At 65.1% G+C, this 15,801-nt stretch carries 15 protein-coding genes; 2 read left to right on the forward strand and 13 right to left on the reverse strand.

Translation table 11 applies throughout. From position 1 onward, the window contains the following. Positions 1 to 23: 23 nt before the first annotated feature. The 5 genes from atpA to J6595_RS08105 form a co-directional block, all read right to left on the reverse strand. Complete coding sequence (gene atpA, locus J6595_RS08085; RefSeq protein WP_209593954.1) at positions 24 to 1,553, reverse strand: F0F1 ATP synthase subunit alpha; 1,530 nt, start codon at positions 1,551 to 1,553, stop codon at positions 24 to 26. After that, positions 1,553 to 2,113 carry a F0F1 ATP synthase subunit delta gene (locus J6595_RS08090; RefSeq protein ID WP_209593955.1) on the reverse strand — a complete coding sequence of 187 codons (561 nt, stop codon included), beginning with the start codon at positions 2,111 to 2,113 and terminating at the stop codon, positions 1,553 to 1,555. The genes atpA and J6595_RS08090 overlap by 1 nt, the downstream gene beginning before the upstream one ends. A gap of 270 nt (positions 2,114 to 2,383) precedes the next feature. Then, positions 2,384 to 2,776, reverse strand: coding sequence for a DUF4345 domain-containing protein (locus J6595_RS08095; RefSeq protein ID WP_209593956.1), 393 nt, complete (start codon positions 2,774 to 2,776; stop codon positions 2,384 to 2,386). 331 nt (positions 2,777 to 3,107) lie between these two features. Beyond that, positions 3,108 to 3,857 (reverse strand): ribonuclease HII, encoded by a 750-nt coding sequence (locus J6595_RS08100; protein WP_209593957.1) that lies wholly within the window; start codon positions 3,855 to 3,857, stop codon positions 3,108 to 3,110. A 152-nt stretch (positions 3,858 to 4,009) separates the two neighbouring features. Then, entirely contained in the window at positions 4,010 to 5,167 is a 1,158-nt protein-coding gene (locus J6595_RS08105) for a PA0069 family radical SAM protein (RefSeq protein WP_209593958.1), read from the reverse strand. 126 nt (positions 5,168 to 5,293) lie between these two features. Between J6595_RS08105 and J6595_RS08110 the strand changes: the two genes are divergently transcribed. Continuing rightward, positions 5,294 to 5,833: a glycosyltransferase family protein gene (locus J6595_RS08110; RefSeq protein WP_209593959.1), complete on the forward strand. Its 540-nt coding sequence runs from the start codon at positions 5,294 to 5,296 to the stop codon at positions 5,831 to 5,833. Between the two features lie 176 nt (positions 5,834 to 6,009). On the opposite strand, the gene rpsA is transcribed toward J6595_RS08110, so the two are convergent. The 3 genes from rpsA to aroA form a co-directional block, all read right to left on the reverse strand. Next, complete coding sequence (gene rpsA, locus J6595_RS08115; RefSeq protein ID WP_209593960.1) at positions 6,010 to 7,713, reverse strand: 30S ribosomal protein S1; 1,704 nt, start codon at positions 7,711 to 7,713, stop codon at positions 6,010 to 6,012. 288 nt (positions 7,714 to 8,001) lie between these two features. Beyond that, entirely contained in the window at positions 8,002 to 8,655 is a 654-nt protein-coding gene (cmk, locus tag J6595_RS08120) for a (d)CMP kinase (RefSeq protein WP_209593961.1), read from the reverse strand. A gap of 211 nt (positions 8,656 to 8,866) precedes the next feature. After that, positions 8,867 to 10,225, reverse strand: a complete 1,359-nt coding sequence (aroA, locus tag J6595_RS08125) for a 3-phosphoshikimate 1-carboxyvinyltransferase (RefSeq protein ID WP_209593962.1) — start codon at positions 10,223 to 10,225, stop codon at positions 8,867 to 8,869. Between the two features lie 306 nt (positions 10,226 to 10,531). Between aroA and J6595_RS08130 the strand changes: the two genes are divergently transcribed. Further along, positions 10,532 to 10,912: a TIGR02300 family protein gene (locus tag J6595_RS08130; protein ID WP_209593963.1), complete on the forward strand. Its 381-nt coding sequence runs from the start codon at positions 10,532 to 10,534 to the stop codon at positions 10,910 to 10,912. Between the two features lie 281 nt (positions 10,913 to 11,193). On the opposite strand, the gene J6595_RS08135 is transcribed toward J6595_RS08130, so the two are convergent. From J6595_RS08135 to J6595_RS08155, 5 genes are all read right to left on the reverse strand, one after another. Continuing rightward, positions 11,194 to 11,523: an HPr family phosphocarrier protein gene (locus J6595_RS08135; protein ID WP_209594161.1), complete on the reverse strand. Its 330-nt coding sequence runs from the start codon at positions 11,521 to 11,523 to the stop codon at positions 11,194 to 11,196. A 68-nt stretch (positions 11,524 to 11,591) separates the two neighbouring features. Then, positions 11,592 to 11,993, reverse strand: a complete 402-nt coding sequence (locus tag J6595_RS08140; protein ID WP_083591679.1) for a PTS sugar transporter subunit IIA — start codon at positions 11,991 to 11,993, stop codon at positions 11,592 to 11,594. 407 nt (positions 11,994 to 12,400) lie between these two features. Continuing rightward, positions 12,401 to 12,961 carry an HPr kinase/phosphorylase gene (locus J6595_RS08145; protein WP_342453131.1) on the reverse strand — a complete coding sequence of 187 codons (561 nt, stop codon included), beginning with the start codon at positions 12,959 to 12,961 and terminating at the stop codon, positions 12,401 to 12,403. After that, positions 12,867 to 14,693, reverse strand: a complete 1,827-nt coding sequence (locus J6595_RS08150; RefSeq protein ID WP_425342133.1) for a stimulus-sensing domain-containing protein — start codon at positions 14,691 to 14,693, stop codon at positions 12,867 to 12,869. Before J6595_RS08150 ends, J6595_RS08145 begins: the two co-directional genes overlap by 95 nt. Positions 14,694 to 14,873: 180 nt before the next feature. Next, entirely contained in the window at positions 14,874 to 15,587 is a 714-nt protein-coding gene (locus J6595_RS08155; protein WP_209593965.1) for a response regulator transcription factor, read from the reverse strand. Positions 15,588 to 15,801 lie beyond the last annotated feature (214 nt).

Below are 15,801 nucleotides of genomic sequence, written 5' to 3' on the forward strand. Positions count from 1 at the left end.
AGGCTGACGCCTGGTTTTACAGATCAGGCGAAGGTCTTGGCGAAGGAATCGATCGCGGATTTCAGCTTTCCGCGCAGATCGTCCGAGAGCGCCTTTTCCTTGGCGATCGCGTCGAGAATGTCCTTGTGCTCGCTGCGCATGGCGGCGAGGAGGCCTTCCTCGAAATCACCGACTTCGTCGACCTTCAGCTTGTCGAGATAGCCCTGGGTTCCGGCGAAGATCACCGCGACCTGTTCCTCGGTCTTCAGCGGCGAGAACTGCGGCTGCTTCAGAAGCTCGGTCAGGCGTGCACCGCGGTTGAGAAGCCGCTGGGTCGAGGCGTCGAGATCGGAGCCGAACTGGGCGAAGGCCTGCATCTCGCGATACTGGGCGAGCTCGCCCTTGATCGAACCGGCGACCTGCTTCATCGCCTTGACCTGTGCGGCCGAGCCGACGCGCGACACCGACAGGCCGACGTTCACCGCGGGGCGGATGCCCTGGTAGAAGAGGTTCGTCTCGAGGAAGATCTGGCCGTCGGTGATCGAGATCACGTTGGTCGGGATGTAGGCCGAAACGTCGCCCGCCTGGGTCTCGATGACCGGCAGCGCTGTGAGCGAACCGGCGCCGTGGTCGTCGCTCATCTTCGCCGCGCGCTCCAGGAGGCGCGAATGCAGGTAGAAGACGTCGCCCGGATAGGCTTCACGGCCCGGCGGGCGGCGAAGGAGCAGCGACATCTGGCGATAGGCGACGGCCTGCTTGGACAGATCGTCGTAGCCGATCACCGCATGCATGCCGTTGTCGCGGAAGAACTCGCCCATCGCGCAGCCGGCGAAGGGGGCGATGAACTGCATCGGCGCCGGGTCGGACGCCGTCGCGGCGATGACGATGGAATATTCCATCGCGCCGCGCTCTTCGAGGGTGCGCACGAACTGCGCGACGGTCGAGCGCTTCTGGCCGACGGCGACGTAGATGCAGTAGAGCTTGTCGCTGTCGCGACCCTCGTCATGGGCCGGCTTCTGGTTGAGGAAGGTGTCGAGCAGGATGGCGGTCTTGCCGGTCTGGCGGTCGCCGATGACCAGCTCGCGCTGGCCGCGGCCGATCGGGATCAGCGCGTCGATGGCCTTGAGGCCGGTGGCCATCGGCTCATGCACCGACTTGCGCGGGATGATGCCGGGCGCCTTGACGTCGACGCGGCGGCGCTCGGTCGATTCGATCGGGCCCTTGCCGTCGATCGGATTGCCGAGACCGTCGACCACGCGGCCGAGCAGGCCCTTGCCGACAGGGACCTCGACGATGTTGCCGGTCCGCTTGACGGTGTCGCCTTCCTTGATGCCCCGGTCGGAGCCGAAGATCACGACGCCGACATTGTCGGCCTCGAGGTTCAGGGCCATGCCCTGGATCCCGCCGGGGAACTCGACCATCTCGCCGGCCTGGCAGTTGTCGAGACCATAGACGCGGGCGATGCCGTCACCGACCGAGAGAACCTGTCCGACTTCGGAGACTTCCGCCTCGTCGCCGAAGTTCTTGATCTGGTTCTTCAGGATCGCGGAAATTTCTGCGGCGCGGATGTCCATCAGCCGACCTCTTTCAGTGCAAGCTTGAGCGAATTGAGTTTGGAGCGAAGCGAGGTGTCGATCTGGCGCGAGCCGATCTGGACGATCAGGCCGCCGAGGATCGAGGGATCGACCTTTTCGCGCACGGTCACGGTCTTGCCGGCATAGGAGCCGAGCGCTTCGGACAGTGCGGTCCTCTGGCTATCGTCCAGCGGATGGGCGCTCGTCACCTCGGCTTCGACCTCGCCACGCTGTTCGGCGGCAAGTTCGCGGAAGCGACGGATCATACCCGGAAGAACGAACAACCGCCGATTGTCGGCGACCACCTTGAGGAAATTCCCGGTGAGCTGGCTCGGACCGGTCTTTTCGACAATCGCCTCGATGGCGCGAAGCTGCTCGTCGGACGAAAATGCCGGGCTCGCCACCAGTCGGCGGAAATCGGCATTTTCCGACATCAGCTTTTCGAAGGAATCGAGCTCGGATTCAACCGTATCGAGCGCGTTCTCTTCGAGTGCGAGTTCGAACAGGGACTGGGCGTAGCGGTCTGCGACCCCCGAAACGGGAGAGGATGATTGTGCCACGGACGACCGTTTCTCTTTCGCGTTTTTTCAACGCCTGCCACGCTGGATGATCCCGGCGCCGCGAGGCCTTGAACCGTTGGATGGAAACCAAGCGGACTGCCAACGAGATGCCGGCCCTCCTCCTTGAGACTGCGTTCGTCTAGCATAGGGATTTGACCGCGACAACACGCTTGGGTGAGGCAATTTGCAAGGTTTTACGGGTTATTCGTCATGCTTCCCCAACTGAGTGACGACAGCCGGCATCATATCCGCCACGGCTCCAAGTCGCGTTCAGGAGGAGATGAAGCCGAGGGCCGGGGCGAGCGCGGCCGCGGCGAGGATCAGTTCCGCGCAGAAGTAGAACAGCCCGCGGAACGTCGTGCCGTCGGTAAGGAGCGACACCAGACGGCCGAATGCCGAGAACAGCCATCCAGCGCCGAGCGCGAGCTGAACGAAGGGCTGATCGTAGAGGGCTGCACCGACGAGACCCACGCCGATCCAGAAGCCGCCAAGGCTTGCCCTCGATCCGGCAAGCGCGTCGAGCTTTCCCGCGCTCGGTGCAAGGCCGATCGCGGCGAGGATCAGGCGCGGCGCGAAAAGGGCCGCCAAACCGAGGATCACGGCGACGAGGGCCGCCGCGAAGGGGAGCCAGCCGGCGCTGTTGGTGGGCAATGCGAAATCCATCGGTCTTCCTTCGTCTTCGTGCCGGCCTCCTGTCGGGCGACAGCGGGCTCAAGACACCGCAGGCGACGATCGCGTCAAGTCTCGCTGTGCCGATATGTCTCTTTGCCGGCCGGGGTCCGTGCGCCAATGCGCCGCGAGGGGCGAATTCGCGGCGGACGATGCGAATGGCTCGGCCCGGGACCGGGCGGAGCGGCGGCGTCTGTCAGATCGGCGATTCGCAGAGGCTGCCGGTTCAGGGCCGCGCACAGCCGGCGTGGTGATCAAAGGGCGGGGACGCAGTGGCATGGCGATGCTCCGCAAACTGCTTGCGAGACTGCGGTCCGGTTTTGCGTCAGACGAGAAGCAGCCGCTGTTTCAACGGACTGAAGGTCATGCGGTGAAGGGGCGAGGGGCCGTGGGTCTCGATCGCGGCGAGATGGGCGGCGGTGCCGTAGCCCATATGCCGGGAAAAGCCGTAGGCCGGGAACGCGAGGCAGGCCCGGCGCATCATCCGGTCGCGCACGACTTTCGCGACGATCGAGGCCGCCGCGATCGACAGCGATGCGGCATCGCCGCCGATGACGGCGGACGCCTGGCAACGGCAGCCGGGCGGCACGTCGCGGCCGTCGACGAGAATGTGATCGGGCGATGTGCCGAGCGCTGCGACCGCACGGCGCATGGCGATGAGGGTCGCGCCGCGGATGTTGAAGCGGTCGATCTCGGCGGCACTTGCACAGGCGGATGCGACGATCGCCGTGGAAAGGATCTGAGCGAAGAGTTCCTCGCGCCGCTCCGCCGTCAGGGCCTTGGAATCATCGAGGCCGTCCGGGATGTTCTGAGGGTCGAGGATGACGGCAGCCGCCGTGACAGGGCCGGCGAGCGGGCCGCGGCCAGCCTCGTCGACGCCGGCGACTCGTTGCTGGCCGAGCGCGATCAGTTGCCGCTCGCGCTCGAAGTCGGGGCCTTGGCGGATTTTCGCCGCGCCGCGACGGCGCGGGGCCCCCGCGGCTTTGTTTGCGGGAGAGCCGGTCTCGTCGCGAGCCGCGGCACGGCCTTTGGAGACAGGGGCGAGTGCAGGAGAATCGGAGGAATGCGCGGTCATCTTGCGGCGGAGACTCGCGCATCCTCCGATCCCATGCAAGGCCGCCGATGCCCTGAGGGCCACAGGCATCTTCGGCCCGCCGACGGTCGTGACGACCGCCTGGCAACCACCCGGAGCGATGCGGCGATCCGGGTGGCCTGACTTGTCGCCGGCTACAAAAGGGCGAGTTGGACGCCGGCGCTCTTCGGCGGGGTGAACAGGTCGGTCCTGAGCTTGACCCGATCGGCATTGAGGTCGAGACGCCGCGCCGCCATCTCGAACCGGCGACGGATCTGGAAGGCGTAGGGCCCCGAGCCCCGCATCCGCTTGCCCCATTCGGCGTCGTAGTCCTTGCCGTCGCGCATGGAGCGCAGCAGCGACAGGACGTGGCGGTAACGGTTGGGGTAGTGCCGCAGCAGCCACTCCTTGAACAGCGGCGCGACTTCCAGCGGCAGCCTGAGCAGCACGTAGCCGGCCTCCTTTGCCCCGGCGGTGACGGCGGCCTCGAGCAGCCGCTCGATCTCGCTATCGTTGAGGCCGGGGATGATCGGCGCGGTCATCACCATTGTCGGGATCTTCGCCTCCGACAGCGCCTTGACCGCATCGAGCCTTCTTGCCGGCGTTGCCGCGCGCGGCTCCATCGCCCGCGCCAGCGTCCGATCGAGCGTGGTCACCGACAGGGCGACCTTGGCGAGCCCCTTGGCGGCCATGCGCGACAGGATGTCGATGTCCCGCGTCACCAGCGCCGACTTCGTGACGATGCCGACCGGATGGTTCGCCGCTTCCAGCACCTCGAGGATCTCGCGCATCACGCGCCGCTCCTTCTCGATCGGCTGATAGGGGTCGGTGTTGGTTCCGATGGCGATCGACTTCACCTCATAGCCGGGTTTGGAGAGTTCGCGCTCCAGAAGTTCGGCGGCGTTCGGCTTGACGAAGAGTTTCGATTCGAAATCGAGGCCGGGGGAAAGGCCCATATAGGCATGGCTCGGCCGGGCAAAGCAGTAGACGCAGCCATGTTCGCAGCCGCGATAGGGATTGATCGAGCGGTCGAAGGAAATGTCTGGCGAGGTGTTGCGGGTGATAATCGTCTTCGGCTTCTCGACCTGCACCTCGGTCTTGAAGGCCGGAAGGCTGTCGAGCGTTTCCCAGCCGTCGTCGAAGCTCGACCGGGCGAACGGTTCGTAGCGTCCGCTCGGATTGACGCCGGCGCCGCGGCCGCGCCGCCTTTCGGCCGGAACCCTGAGATTGGCGCCCTCGACGATGTGATTGGCGACGTCGATGCCGTTGGTTCCGGCAAAGGCCGCGCGGTCGGCTGCGGTGATCTGCTGCATGGTCTGCCCTCCTGGCGATGGGCGTTCACGTTCGATGACCAAAATCCTAACGACAAATGAAGAACAAGACAAGAACAAAATGCGATCGGACTGGCGTGGCACACCGAGCTGCGCTAGGCCCGATCCATGCTGAGTGTTTTCATCGACTGCGGGCCGGACGACCAGAAGCTGGCCAAGACCCTTGCAAGTCTCATTCCCGGCGCGGTCGAGGGCATCGTGCGCGAGGTCGTCCTCGTCGATCGCGGCATGGGCAGCGACGCCCGCAAGGTCGCCGACCATGCCGGCTGCCGGGTGATCCAAGCCGGCGATCTGCGGGAAACGATCCGAGCCGCGAAGGGCGAGTGGCTGCTCCTGGTCGAGCCCGGTGCCCGGCTCATGCCCGGCTGGATCGGCGCGGTGATCGAGCATGTCGAACGGGTCGATGCCGGCCGGGCCGGGCCTCCTTGCGCGCGGTTTCGCCGGGCGGCGATCGACAGGCCGGGATTTCTGCGCAGGCTTCGGCAGATTCGCGCGGCGATCGCGGAAGGCTTTCTCGTCAAAAAGAGCCAGGCGATCGGCCTTGCCGGACAGTCAGGTGTAACGCCGACGCTGGAACGGATGGCAAAGGGCGTCGCGGTGGTCCGGCTCGATGCGGAGATGCGCCCGGCCCAGGCTGCGAGCCGGTAGGCCCGCTTCGTCGGTAGAGCCTCCTGGCGCTCGTTTGCGACGGCGGGTTTCCGGCAAACCCGTTGCTGCTCGAGCGACGGCGTTTGCGACATGAAAAAGCCCGCGGCGATCGCTCGCCGCGGGCTTTTTCATGTGGGACGCCAAGCCGGCGGGTGTCCCCCGCCGGCGAGCCGGTTTTACTCGTCGTCGCCGCTCTTCTTCAGAGCCGCGCCGAGAATGTCGCCGAGCGATGCGCCGGAGTCCTGCGACCCGTACTGCGCCACGGCTTCCTTCTCCTCGGCGATCTGCAGCGCCTTGATCGACAGGCCGACCTTGCGGGCCTTCTTGTCGAACTGGGTGATGCGGGCGTCGAGCTTCTGGCCGACCTGGAAGCGCTCGGGGCGCTGTTCGTCGCGGTCGCGGGCCAGATCGGAACGGCGGATGAAGGCGGTGAGATCGGTATCGACGATCTTCACCTCGATGCCGCCATCCTTGATCTCGACGACCTCGCAGGTGACGATCGAGCCGCGGCGCATTTCGCCGGCCTCGGCCGCATCGACGAACGGATCGCCGCCCACCTGCTTCATGCCGAGCGAGATGCGCTCCTTGTCGACGTCGACGTCGAGGACCTGGGCCTTGACCATGTCGCCCTTGTTGAACTCCTCGATCACCTGCTCGCCCGGACGGTTCCAGTCGAGATCGGAGAGGTGGACCATGCCGTCCACGTCGCCTTCGAGGCCGATGAACAGGCCGAACTCGGTCTTGTTCTTGACCTCGCCCTCGACCTGGGTGCCGATCGGGAACTTGTCGCGGAAGGCTTCCCAGGGGTTCTGCAGGGTCTGCTTGAGGCCGAGCGAGATGCGGCGCTTGTTCGGGTCGACCTCGAGAACCACGACCTCGACCTCCTGGGAGGTGGAGAGGATCTTGCCCGGATGGACGTTCTTCTTCGTCCAGGACATTTCCGAAACGTGGATGAGGCCCTCAATGCCCGGCTCCAGCTCCACGAACGCACCGTAGTCGGTGATGTTGGTGACGCGGCCGGTGACCTTGACGCCCATCGGGTACTTGACGCCGATGCCGTCCCAGGGATCCGCCTCGAGCTGCTTCATGCCGAGCGAGATGCGGTGGGTTTCCTGGTTGATCCGGATGATCTGGACCTTCACGGTCTGGCCGATCTGCAGGATCTCGGTCGGATGGTTGACGCGGCGCCATGCCATGTCGGTGACGTGGAGGAGACCGTCGATGCCACCGAGATCGACGAAGGCGCCGTAATCGGTGATGTTCTTGACGATACCCTCGACGACCTGACCCTCTTCGAGGTTCTGGACGATCTCGGAACGCTGCTCGGCCCGGCTCTCCTCAAGAACGGTGCGGCGCGAGACGACGATGTTGCCGCGGCGCTTGTCCATCTTGAGAATCTGGAACGGCTGCGGCGTGTTCATCAGCGGCGTGACGTCGCGGATCGGCCGGATGTCGACCTGCGAACGCGGCAGGAAGGCGACGGCGCCGTCGAGGTCGACCGTGAAGCCACCCTTGACCTGGTTGAAGATCTGGCCTTCGACCTTCTCGCCGGCTTCGAACTGCTTCTCGAGCTTGACCCAGCTCTCTTCGCGGCGAGCCTTGTCGCGCGACAGCACGGCTTCGCCCAGCGCGTTCTCGATGCGCTCGACATAGATCTCGACGGTGTCGCCGATCTTCAGCTCGCCGTCCTTGCCCTTCGCGCCGAATTCCTTCAGCGGCACGCGGCCTTCCACCTTCAGGCCGGCATCGATGACGGCCATGTCCTTTTCGATCGCGACGACGGTGCCCTTGACCACCATGCCTTCTGCGACGTCCTGCTCATGGAATGAGGCTTCGAGCAGCGACGCGAAGTCTTCGCGCGAGGGGTTGAGGTTAGACATTCTTTCTCCTTGGGGACCCTTTTCGCCTGTCGTTCAGGCATAAAAGGGCATGCGCCTCGGGGTATCCGCCCCGCGCGGGTTCATCGTTGATGGATCGTCCGTTCCCGGTTCCCAAAGTCCCGCAAGCGACGCGCGGAACCTTGTCCAGAGGCGCCCGCAGCCTAGCGCGGGCGCAGATGGTCGGCGCTGAAGAGCCTGGACCGGACGAATTTGCAGCATGGTCTGAGCGGGCGCTGCGGCGTTCCCCTCATAACCGAAAAGGGCACGCCTCCTTCAGGATGCGGCCCCTCAATGCCTGCCCGGTTCTGCCAGAACGCGGTCTACGACCTCGCAAGCTGCCCGGAATGCCGCATCTATATCCAATTCGCTGGTGTCCAGCAAGTGGGCGTCGGCCGCCGGCCGAAGCGGCGCGACGGCGCGAAGGGAGTCCCGTTCGTCCCGGGCCTTCACCTCGGCGAGGATGCGATCGTAGTCGATATCCTCGCGGCCGTGGGAGAGAAGCTCGTCGGTGCGGCGGCGGGCCCTGACCTCGGGAGATGCGGTGACGAAGATCTTGACCCGGGCGTGCGGGCAGATCACCGTTCCGATATCGCGGCCATCGAGGACGGCGCCTTCGGCGCGTGACGCGAAGCTGCGCTGAAAGGCGACGAGGGCCTCCCGCACCGGCTGGTGGACGGCGACCCGCGAGGCGAGCTCGCCGGCATCGTGGCCCCTCAGGCCCGGCTCGTCCAGATGGGCGATGTCGAGCTTTCGGGCAATAGCTCCGGCCATTTCGGGGTCGTCTGGATCGGCATTGCCGATGGTGACCTGCCGCCCGACGGCCCGGTAGAGCAGGCCGGTATCGAGATAGGGGAGGCGGTAACGCTCCGCGACGCGTTTTGCGAGCGTGCCCTTGCCGGCGGCCGCAGGGCCGTCGATGGCGATGGTCAGGGGAGCGGTCATGGCGCGAACTCCCCGCCGTTGCACCACCTGCGGCATGAGAGAGACCTTGCGGATGCGAACGCACTGGCCAGGAAAGTGCCGAGTCGCGCTTCTGGCAGGTCACGCAGAATCGGAAGCAAGCGAGAGCGCGTGCCGACGTTGCCGGCAGCGGGGAGAATGCTGAACAGAAGGACGAGGAACATCGTCATCAGAAACTGTCTTGTCTCGCTCTTCACTTCGCCGCAATGGTCTCCAGATTTGCGCCAAGTCCCGCCATCATCGGTTCGAACTTCGGGAAACTCGTCGCGATCATTCGCGCGTCGTCGATGCTGACCGGCTTTTCGCTTGCCATGCCCAGCACGAGGAAGCTCATGGCAATTCTGTGATCGAGATGGGTGTCGACCCGCCCGCCGCCAAGCCCCTTGCCGTCCGGCATTCCGGTGACGCTCAGGGTATCGCGGCCCTCTTCGTGCCGAATTCCATTTGCTTCCAGACCTTTAGCGACCGCGGACAGGCGATCGCTTTCTTTGACGCGCAATTCCTCAAGGCCCTGCATCAGGGTCGTGCCGTCGGCAAAGGCTGCGGCGATGGCAAGCACCGGATATTCGTCGATCATCGAGGGCGCGCGCTCGGGCGGCACGGTGACGCCCTTGAGCTGCGAATGACGCACATGCAGATCGGCGACGTCTTCGCCCCCTTCCTGCCTGCGATTGGCGATTTCGATCAACGCGCCCATCTCCAGAAGCGTCTCGATCAGGCCCGTCCGGGTCGGGTTCATCAAGACGTTCTCGATCACGATGTCGGAGCCTGGAACGATCAGCGCGGCAACCAGCGGGAAGGCGGCGGAGGAGGGGTCGCCCGGCACCGTCAGCTCGCCGACCGCGCGAAGGCTGCCCTGTCCCTGAAGCGCGATATGCCGGGCGCCGTCGGCGTCGATCGTCGTTTCCAGCGAGGCGCCGAAGCCCGCCAGCATCCTTTCGGTGTGGTCCCGCGTCGGCACCGGTTCGATGACCGTGGTCACCCCCGGCGCGTTCAGGCCGGCCAGAAGAACCGCGGACTTCACCTGCGCCGAGGCCATCGGCACGCGGTAGGTGATCGGGGCGGCAACGCGCGGACCGTGGATGGACAGAGGCAGCCTGTCGCCGGACCGCGAGACGACCTGCAGCCCCATCAGCCGCAAAGGATCGAGGACGCGGCCCATCGGCCGGCGCGAAAGCGAGGCGTCGCCGACGAAGGTGGCGGAAAAGTCGTAGGCGCCGACGAGACCCATGGTCAGGCGCGCGCCGGTTCCCGCATTGCCGAAGTCGAGCACGTCCGCGGGCTCCAGAAGGGCGCCGTTGCCGACGCCGTCGACGATCCAGACGCCGTCCTTCTTTTCGATCCTCGCGCCCATGGCGGACATGGCCCGGCCGGTCGCCAGCACGTCTTCGCCCTCCAGAAGACCCTCGATGCGGGTCGTACCGGCGGCCAGTCCCCCGAACAGAAAGGCACGATGAGAAATCGACTTGTCACCCGGCACACGCACGCGACCGGTGAGCGCTCCCGCCCGGACTGCCGCGAGTGGGCGAAAAGCTTGGTCGATCGGCTGCATGGCCCTCAATCCTTGGGTCTTGTCTTTCATTCACCGCGCGCGGGCATCGGCGGGCGTTTTCGGGGCAGACTCCGTCATGCCCGGCATTCGCCCTTTGTGTCCGCACAATGGGCCTTTGACAAGGGCTGGACGACGCCGTAAGGACCAGCCGATTTTGCAGGACCAGGGTCCGGCGGTATTGCTACCGTAAGTCCAGACGAAAAAGCAGGCTTTCGGGCGTGCGCCAAGCCAGCGCGAACGATCGCGTCGGCGCAATCGCATCGGTCCGCGACGCATTGAATTAAGACAGACCATGATGAGGCAGTAATGGCGAAGCCCGAGCTCGGAACCAAGCGCGTCGATCCCGAAACCGGACGCAAGTTCTACGATCTGAACAAAGATCCGATCATCTCCCCCTTCACGGGCAAGACCTACCCGCGCTCGTACTTCGAGGGCAACACGGTGAAGGAAGAAGAGGAGGTCGAGGAGACCGAGGCCGTCGAAGTCGAGGCGACGCCGGACACGGTCTCGCTCGAGGACGTCGCCGAGGAAGAGAACGACGCCGAGGATGCGAACCTTCCCGACATCGACGACGATTCCGACGATGCCGATGATTCCGACGAAGACGACACTTTCCTTCAGGACGACGAGGAAGATGACGACGTCTCCGACATCATCGGCGGTGGACGCGAAGACGACGACGACTGAGCGGTCCGATGCCGGAGGGGCTCACAGTTCCCTTCGCGCAACCTGGTTCGCGACAAGCTCGGCCGAAAATCGGTGTCGATTTTCGGCCGGCATCATGTCTGAAATCCGAGCGTGATGCCTGAAACCGAAATGTCAGGACGTTATCGCCCGGCCTGAAAGCCGCAGACCGCTTTCATGGTGCTCAAGCGACCATCGTCGGGCCCAATCTTGGCCGCGGCGTTCGAGCCCACATCGCTTGCAGAATTAGCGCTGGCCGCTCGGCAAACACGATCCCTCCCGGTTCAGCCGTCCTCGCCGAACCGGTTGGCGATGAGTTCCTCCAGCGCATCGAGGACGGCCACCGCCTCCGGACCGATGGCACTGACCTCGATCGTCGTGCCCTGACTGGCCGCGAGCATCAAAAGGCCCATGATGGACAGGCCGCCGACGCTCATGCCCTCCCGCGTGATCGTCACTTCGGCGTCGAAATTCTCGACCGTCTCGACGAAGCGTGCCGAGGCTCTCGCATGCAGCCCACGCTTGTTGACGATGGCGAAGATGCGTGAATTGGCAGCGTCTGCGTCGCTCGAACCATCGAGGCTTGCGGCCGAAGGTTCCGCGCGGCTGCGAATGACCGATCCGTTGCCGCCGCCGGCCCCGTCGTCTGTTTTTGAATCGAGGCTTCGCACGGCTATCGCTCTCAGTTGCCGCTCAGGACGCGGCTTGCCACGTTGATGTATTTGCGGCCTGCCTCCTGCGCTGCCAGGAGCGCTTCGGCCATCGGCTTTTCCTCTCGCACGCTGGCGAGCTTGATCAGCATCGGCAGGTTGACGCCGGCCAGAACGTCAACCCGGCTGCCCTCCATCACCGAAATCGCCAGATTCGACGGCGTTCCGCCGAACATGTCGGTCAGGATGATGACGCCGGAGCCGCGGTCCGCACGGGCGACGGCCTCGACGATGTCGATCCGCCGCTGCTCCATGTCGTCCTCCGGGCCGATCGAGATCGTCTCGAAGGCATCCTGGGGGCCGACCACGTGTTCCACGGCGTTGAGAAACTCGTCCGCAAGGCGGCCATGGGTCACGAGAACCAGCCCGATCATGCCTGGATAGCCTCGCCGATCAGCCTGAACCTCGCGCTTGTCATGCCCCGATTTCTCCATCACCCTTTAGCCCTGCGGGCATACGCAGCATCCAGAGCGCCAGCGCTCCGGCCATTTGGCCGAGCGCCCGAACGGGGCGACGAGCCAAATGTCCAATTTCTGTCCGCCGAAGACTTGCCGCGCTTTGCCAGCCGGCCAGCGGCCGCTAGTTCTGCGCAATGATCGTCATTGGCGACCGACATCTTGGCAGTCCTGTCCAAATCCGCAAGTTAAATGATAGGAGATTGGGCTTGCGTGATGCTTTTGCGTGCATCGGAAACGGTCTTTGTGGCGAATGGAATGTCACCTGCAGCGAAGAGTTGTGAGGTTTGCCGAAGGGCGTTCCTGGCGCCGTGATCGACTAGCGATCAGTCCGGCAGCCGGCCGGAAAGGGCCAGCGTCAGCAAGATATCCGCAGCCCGGCCCGATTCGCGCCATGGCAGTCGCACCAGCGGAAATTCCCGCCCGACGATTTCCGTCACCAGCGTGCCGGGAAGACGCGTGATCGACCGAGGCTCGACCAGCTCCGCGACGAGCCACAGATCGACGAACGGCCGTGCCGGTTCGCGGTGAATGCCGATGCCGGATATCTCGATCAGGCCCTTGAGCGTGCCGGGCGCGGACAACCGGACCGCCCCCTCGGCGGCCTCCGCGAGAACCCGGTCGTCGGCGACCAGTTCCGACGTCATGCCGAGGCCCGGCCCACGTCGAAGGAGAGCCAGAGCGAGGGCGGATTTTCCGCTTTGCGCCGGTCCGCGGATCAAGATTCCGCGATCCGACACGGCGACCGCCGACGCGTGGAGATTTGCTGGCGCCGTCATCTCGTCGGCCCCGTCATTCCGCAGGCAGCGAAACGACGAAGCGGGCGCCGCCGATGCCGTTCGGCGCCTCCTCGTCGATGATGTTCTCGGCCCGGATCGTGCCGTCATGCGCCTCGACGATCTGGCGCGAGATCGACAGGCCGAGACCGGAATTCTGGCCGAAGGCCTCGCCCGCCGGCCTGTCGGTATAGAACCGCTCGAAGATCCGCTCGATCACCTCGGCCTGGATGCCCGGGCCATTGTCCTCGATGCTGACGACGACGCGCTGCCCGCGTCGCCGGACGATCACATCGATCCGGCCGTTGTCCGCAGGCACGAAGGAGCGGGCGTTCTCAATCAGATTGGTGAAGACCTGGCTCAGTCTGAGATCGTGGCCGGAAACGACGAAGCCGGGCCTTTGGGTGGGAAGCGGCTTCTGTGCCTCGAAATTGATGGTGATCTTGCGGCCGGGAACGGTGTGGCTGCGCGCGCCATCGACGACGGAGCGAAGCAGGGCGGCGAGATCGACCTTGTCGGCGACACTGCGAGCCAGCTCGGCGTCGAGCCGGGAGGCGTCCGAAATATCGGTGATCAGCCGGTCGAGGCGTCTCACATCGTGCTGGATGATCTCCATCAACCGGCTCTTGGACACCTCGTTCTTGGCGAGGGGCAGCGTCTCCACCGCGCTTCGCAACGAGGTGAGGGGGTTTTTCAGTTCGTGACTGACATCGGCGGCGAAGGATTCGATCGCGTCGATCCGCGCGTAGAGGGAACGCGTCATGTCGCTGAGGGCACGGCCGAGATTGCCGATCTCGTCGGTGCGATCGCCGAAATCGGGAATTGCGGCGCGGTCGTTGACCCCGCGCCGCACCCTGATGGCGGCCGCGGAAAGCCGCCGCAGCGGTGTCGCGATCGTCGAGGCGAGCAGCGTCGACAGAACGATGACGACGAGCGCGGCGACGCCGAAGACCCTGACGATCGCCATGCGCTCGGCCTGGACGATCTTGTCGATATCCCCGCCCTGGGTCGAAAGCATGAGGACGCCGAGCACCGCGCGAAAGCGCTGGATGGGCACGGCGACCGACACGATCAGTTCGCCGTTCTCGGTCGCCCGCACGACCGTCGCCGGGCCTCCGGTCAACGCATTCATCACCTCCGGATAGGCGGTGCCCGATCCACCGGGTGCCTCGCGATAGACCGGCAGGTCGCTGCCGGTGATGATGCCGCGCAGATAGGTCACGATGCGGCTCATCAGATCGGGCGCGTCGGGAGACACCGGCGGCAGGTCGTAGCGCAGGATCTGGCCGCGCGAGTAAAGATGGCGCGAATCGAGGATCAGGTTGGCGTCGCGGTCGTAGAGGCGGGCTCGCGTCCGGGTCGGCGAGATCAGACGGCGCAAAAGCGGCGCGACGCGCTCCGGATTGATCGGAAAGTCCAGGCTGTCCGTCACCTCGGCAGACGGCGCCAACGTGTCGCCGGCCTGCAGCTCCAGCAGGCGCTCGGGATCGAGGGTGATGGAGTTCGTTTCGACCGTCGCCGAGGATGCGATGGCCGCCGCGATGATCTCGCCCTGGGTCAGAAGGCTCTCGACCCGTGCGTCGATCAGCCCAGCCCGGAACTGGTTGAGGTAGAGAATGCCCGAGACGAGAACGATCAGGGCGACAAGGTTGAGAAAGACGATGCGCCGGGTCAGCGACGAGAAGATCGAATGACCGAGCAGCCAGCGCAGCCGGTACAGGACGCGGCGAATGAACGGCAGGCGCGTCAGGCGCTTGCGCGCCATCGCATCGCGGCGCCGTCTTGCGGCCGCTGCGTCCGGTAGATCGGCCTGCCTGTCATTGCTTTCAGATACTGAAACCATGAACTTTCGAGTCTTGCAGGGGCGATCGATCCGAAAAGCTGCGGCAAAACGTCGGATCGAGGCAGCGTTTTCAGGCGGCCGGCGTCCGCTTCCAGTGCCGTGCGCCACACTCGCCGACGCTCGGAGGTGCGGAGGCCGCCAAGTCGTTCTGCATGAGCGTGAGCCCGGCGGTTCGGGCGATCATGCCTCCCGGAAGCGATAGCCGACGCCATAGAGCGTCTCGATCATATCGAAGTCGTCGTCGATCGCCTTGAATTTCTTGCGCAGCCTCTTGATGTGGCTGTCGATCGTGCGATCGTCCACATAGACCTGCTCGTCATAGGCGGCATCCATCAGCGCGTCCCGGCTCTTCACCACGCCCGGCCGCATCGCCAGAGCGTGCAGGATGAGAAACTCCGTCACCGTCAGCGTGACCGGCTTGCCCTTCCAGGTGCAGGTGTGTCGCTCCTGATCCATCACCAGCTGGCCGCGTTCCAGCGAGGCTTCGGGCGCGGCGGTGGTGCCGGCGATCGGCTTCGCCCCGACCTCGCGCGGCGCGCCGCGGCGCAGGATCGCCCGGACACGCTCGACGAGAAGCCGCTGGGAAAAGGGTTTGCGGATATAGTCGTCGGCGCCCATCTTCAGGCCGAACAGCTCGTCGATCTCCTCGTCCTTGGAGGTGAGGAAGATCACCGGCAGATCGGACTTCTGCCGCAGCCGCCGGAGCAGCTCCATGCCGTCCATGCGCGGCATCTTGATGTCGAAGATCGCCAGATGAGGTGGGCTCGATTGCAACCCCTCCAGCGCCGAAGCGCCGTCGGTGTAGGTTTCGACCCTGTAACCCTCGTTCTCCAGTGCGATCGAGACGGACGTCAGAATGTTTCGGTCGTCATCCACGAGGGCGATTGTCGGCATGTCATCATTCTCCAGTCATCGATCCGGCTCCTCGCCGCTGTGCTTTTCGCAACTGCTCTGCCGCCGGATCAAGCGTGGCGTGGGAAAGTCGGCCGTGTGGGGCTCGCGCCCCGCATGCCACCGTCTCAAACCGGTGCCACCGCATTCATCAGCCCCTTCGTTGACATCAATCCGCGTAAAATGTGGCGGATTGCGCGTCTGACAATGACAAAGG

Source organism: Jiella mangrovi (assembly GCF_017815135.1).
Lineage (GTDB): Bacteria > Pseudomonadota > Alphaproteobacteria > Rhizobiales > Rhizobiaceae > Jiella > Jiella mangrovi.

Bases quoted from the DNA above. Each gene is read 5' to 3' on its own strand.
- atpA (WP_209593954.1), bottom strand. From the start codon at position 1,553: ATGGACATCCGCGCCGCAGAAATTTCCGCGATCCTGAAGAACCAGATC.
- J6595_RS08095 (WP_209593956.1), bottom strand. From the start codon at position 2,776: ATGGATTTCGCATTGCCCACCAACAGCGCCGGCTGGCTCCCCTTCGCG.
- J6595_RS08100 (WP_209593957.1), bottom strand. From the start codon at position 3,857: ATGACCGCGCATTCCTCCGATTCTCCTGCACTCGCCCCTGTCTCCAAA.
- J6595_RS08105 (WP_209593958.1), bottom strand. From the start codon at position 5,167: ATGCAGCAGATCACCGCAGCCGACCGCGCGGCCTTTGCCGGAACCAAC.
- J6595_RS08110 (WP_209593959.1), top strand. From the start codon at position 5,294: ATGCTGAGTGTTTTCATCGACTGCGGGCCGGACGACCAGAAGCTGGCC.
- rpsA (WP_209593960.1), bottom strand. From the start codon at position 7,713: ATGTCTAACCTCAACCCCTCGCGCGAAGACTTCGCGTCGCTGCTCGAA.
- cmk (WP_209593961.1), bottom strand. From the start codon at position 8,655: ATGACCGCTCCCCTGACCATCGCCATCGACGGCCCTGCGGCCGCCGGC.
- aroA (WP_209593962.1), bottom strand. From the start codon at position 10,225: ATGCAGCCGATCGACCAAGCTTTTCGCCCACTCGCGGCAGTCCGGGCG.
- J6595_RS08130 (WP_209593963.1), top strand. From the start codon at position 10,532: ATGGCGAAGCCCGAGCTCGGAACCAAGCGCGTCGATCCCGAAACCGGA.
- J6595_RS08140 (WP_083591679.1), bottom strand. From the start codon at position 11,993: ATGATCGGGCTGGTTCTCGTGACCCATGGCCGCCTTGCGGACGAGTTT.
- J6595_RS08145 (WP_342453131.1), bottom strand. From the start codon at position 12,961: ATGACGGCACGATCCGGGCCGAGAACATCATCGACGAGGAGGCGCCGA.
- J6595_RS08150 (WP_425342133.1), bottom strand. From the start codon at position 14,693: ATGGTTTCAGTATCTGAAAGCAATGACAGGCAGGCCGATCTACCGGAC.
- J6595_RS08155 (WP_209593965.1), bottom strand. From the start codon at position 15,587: ATGCCGACAATCGCCCTCGTGGATGACGACCGAAACATTCTGACGTCC.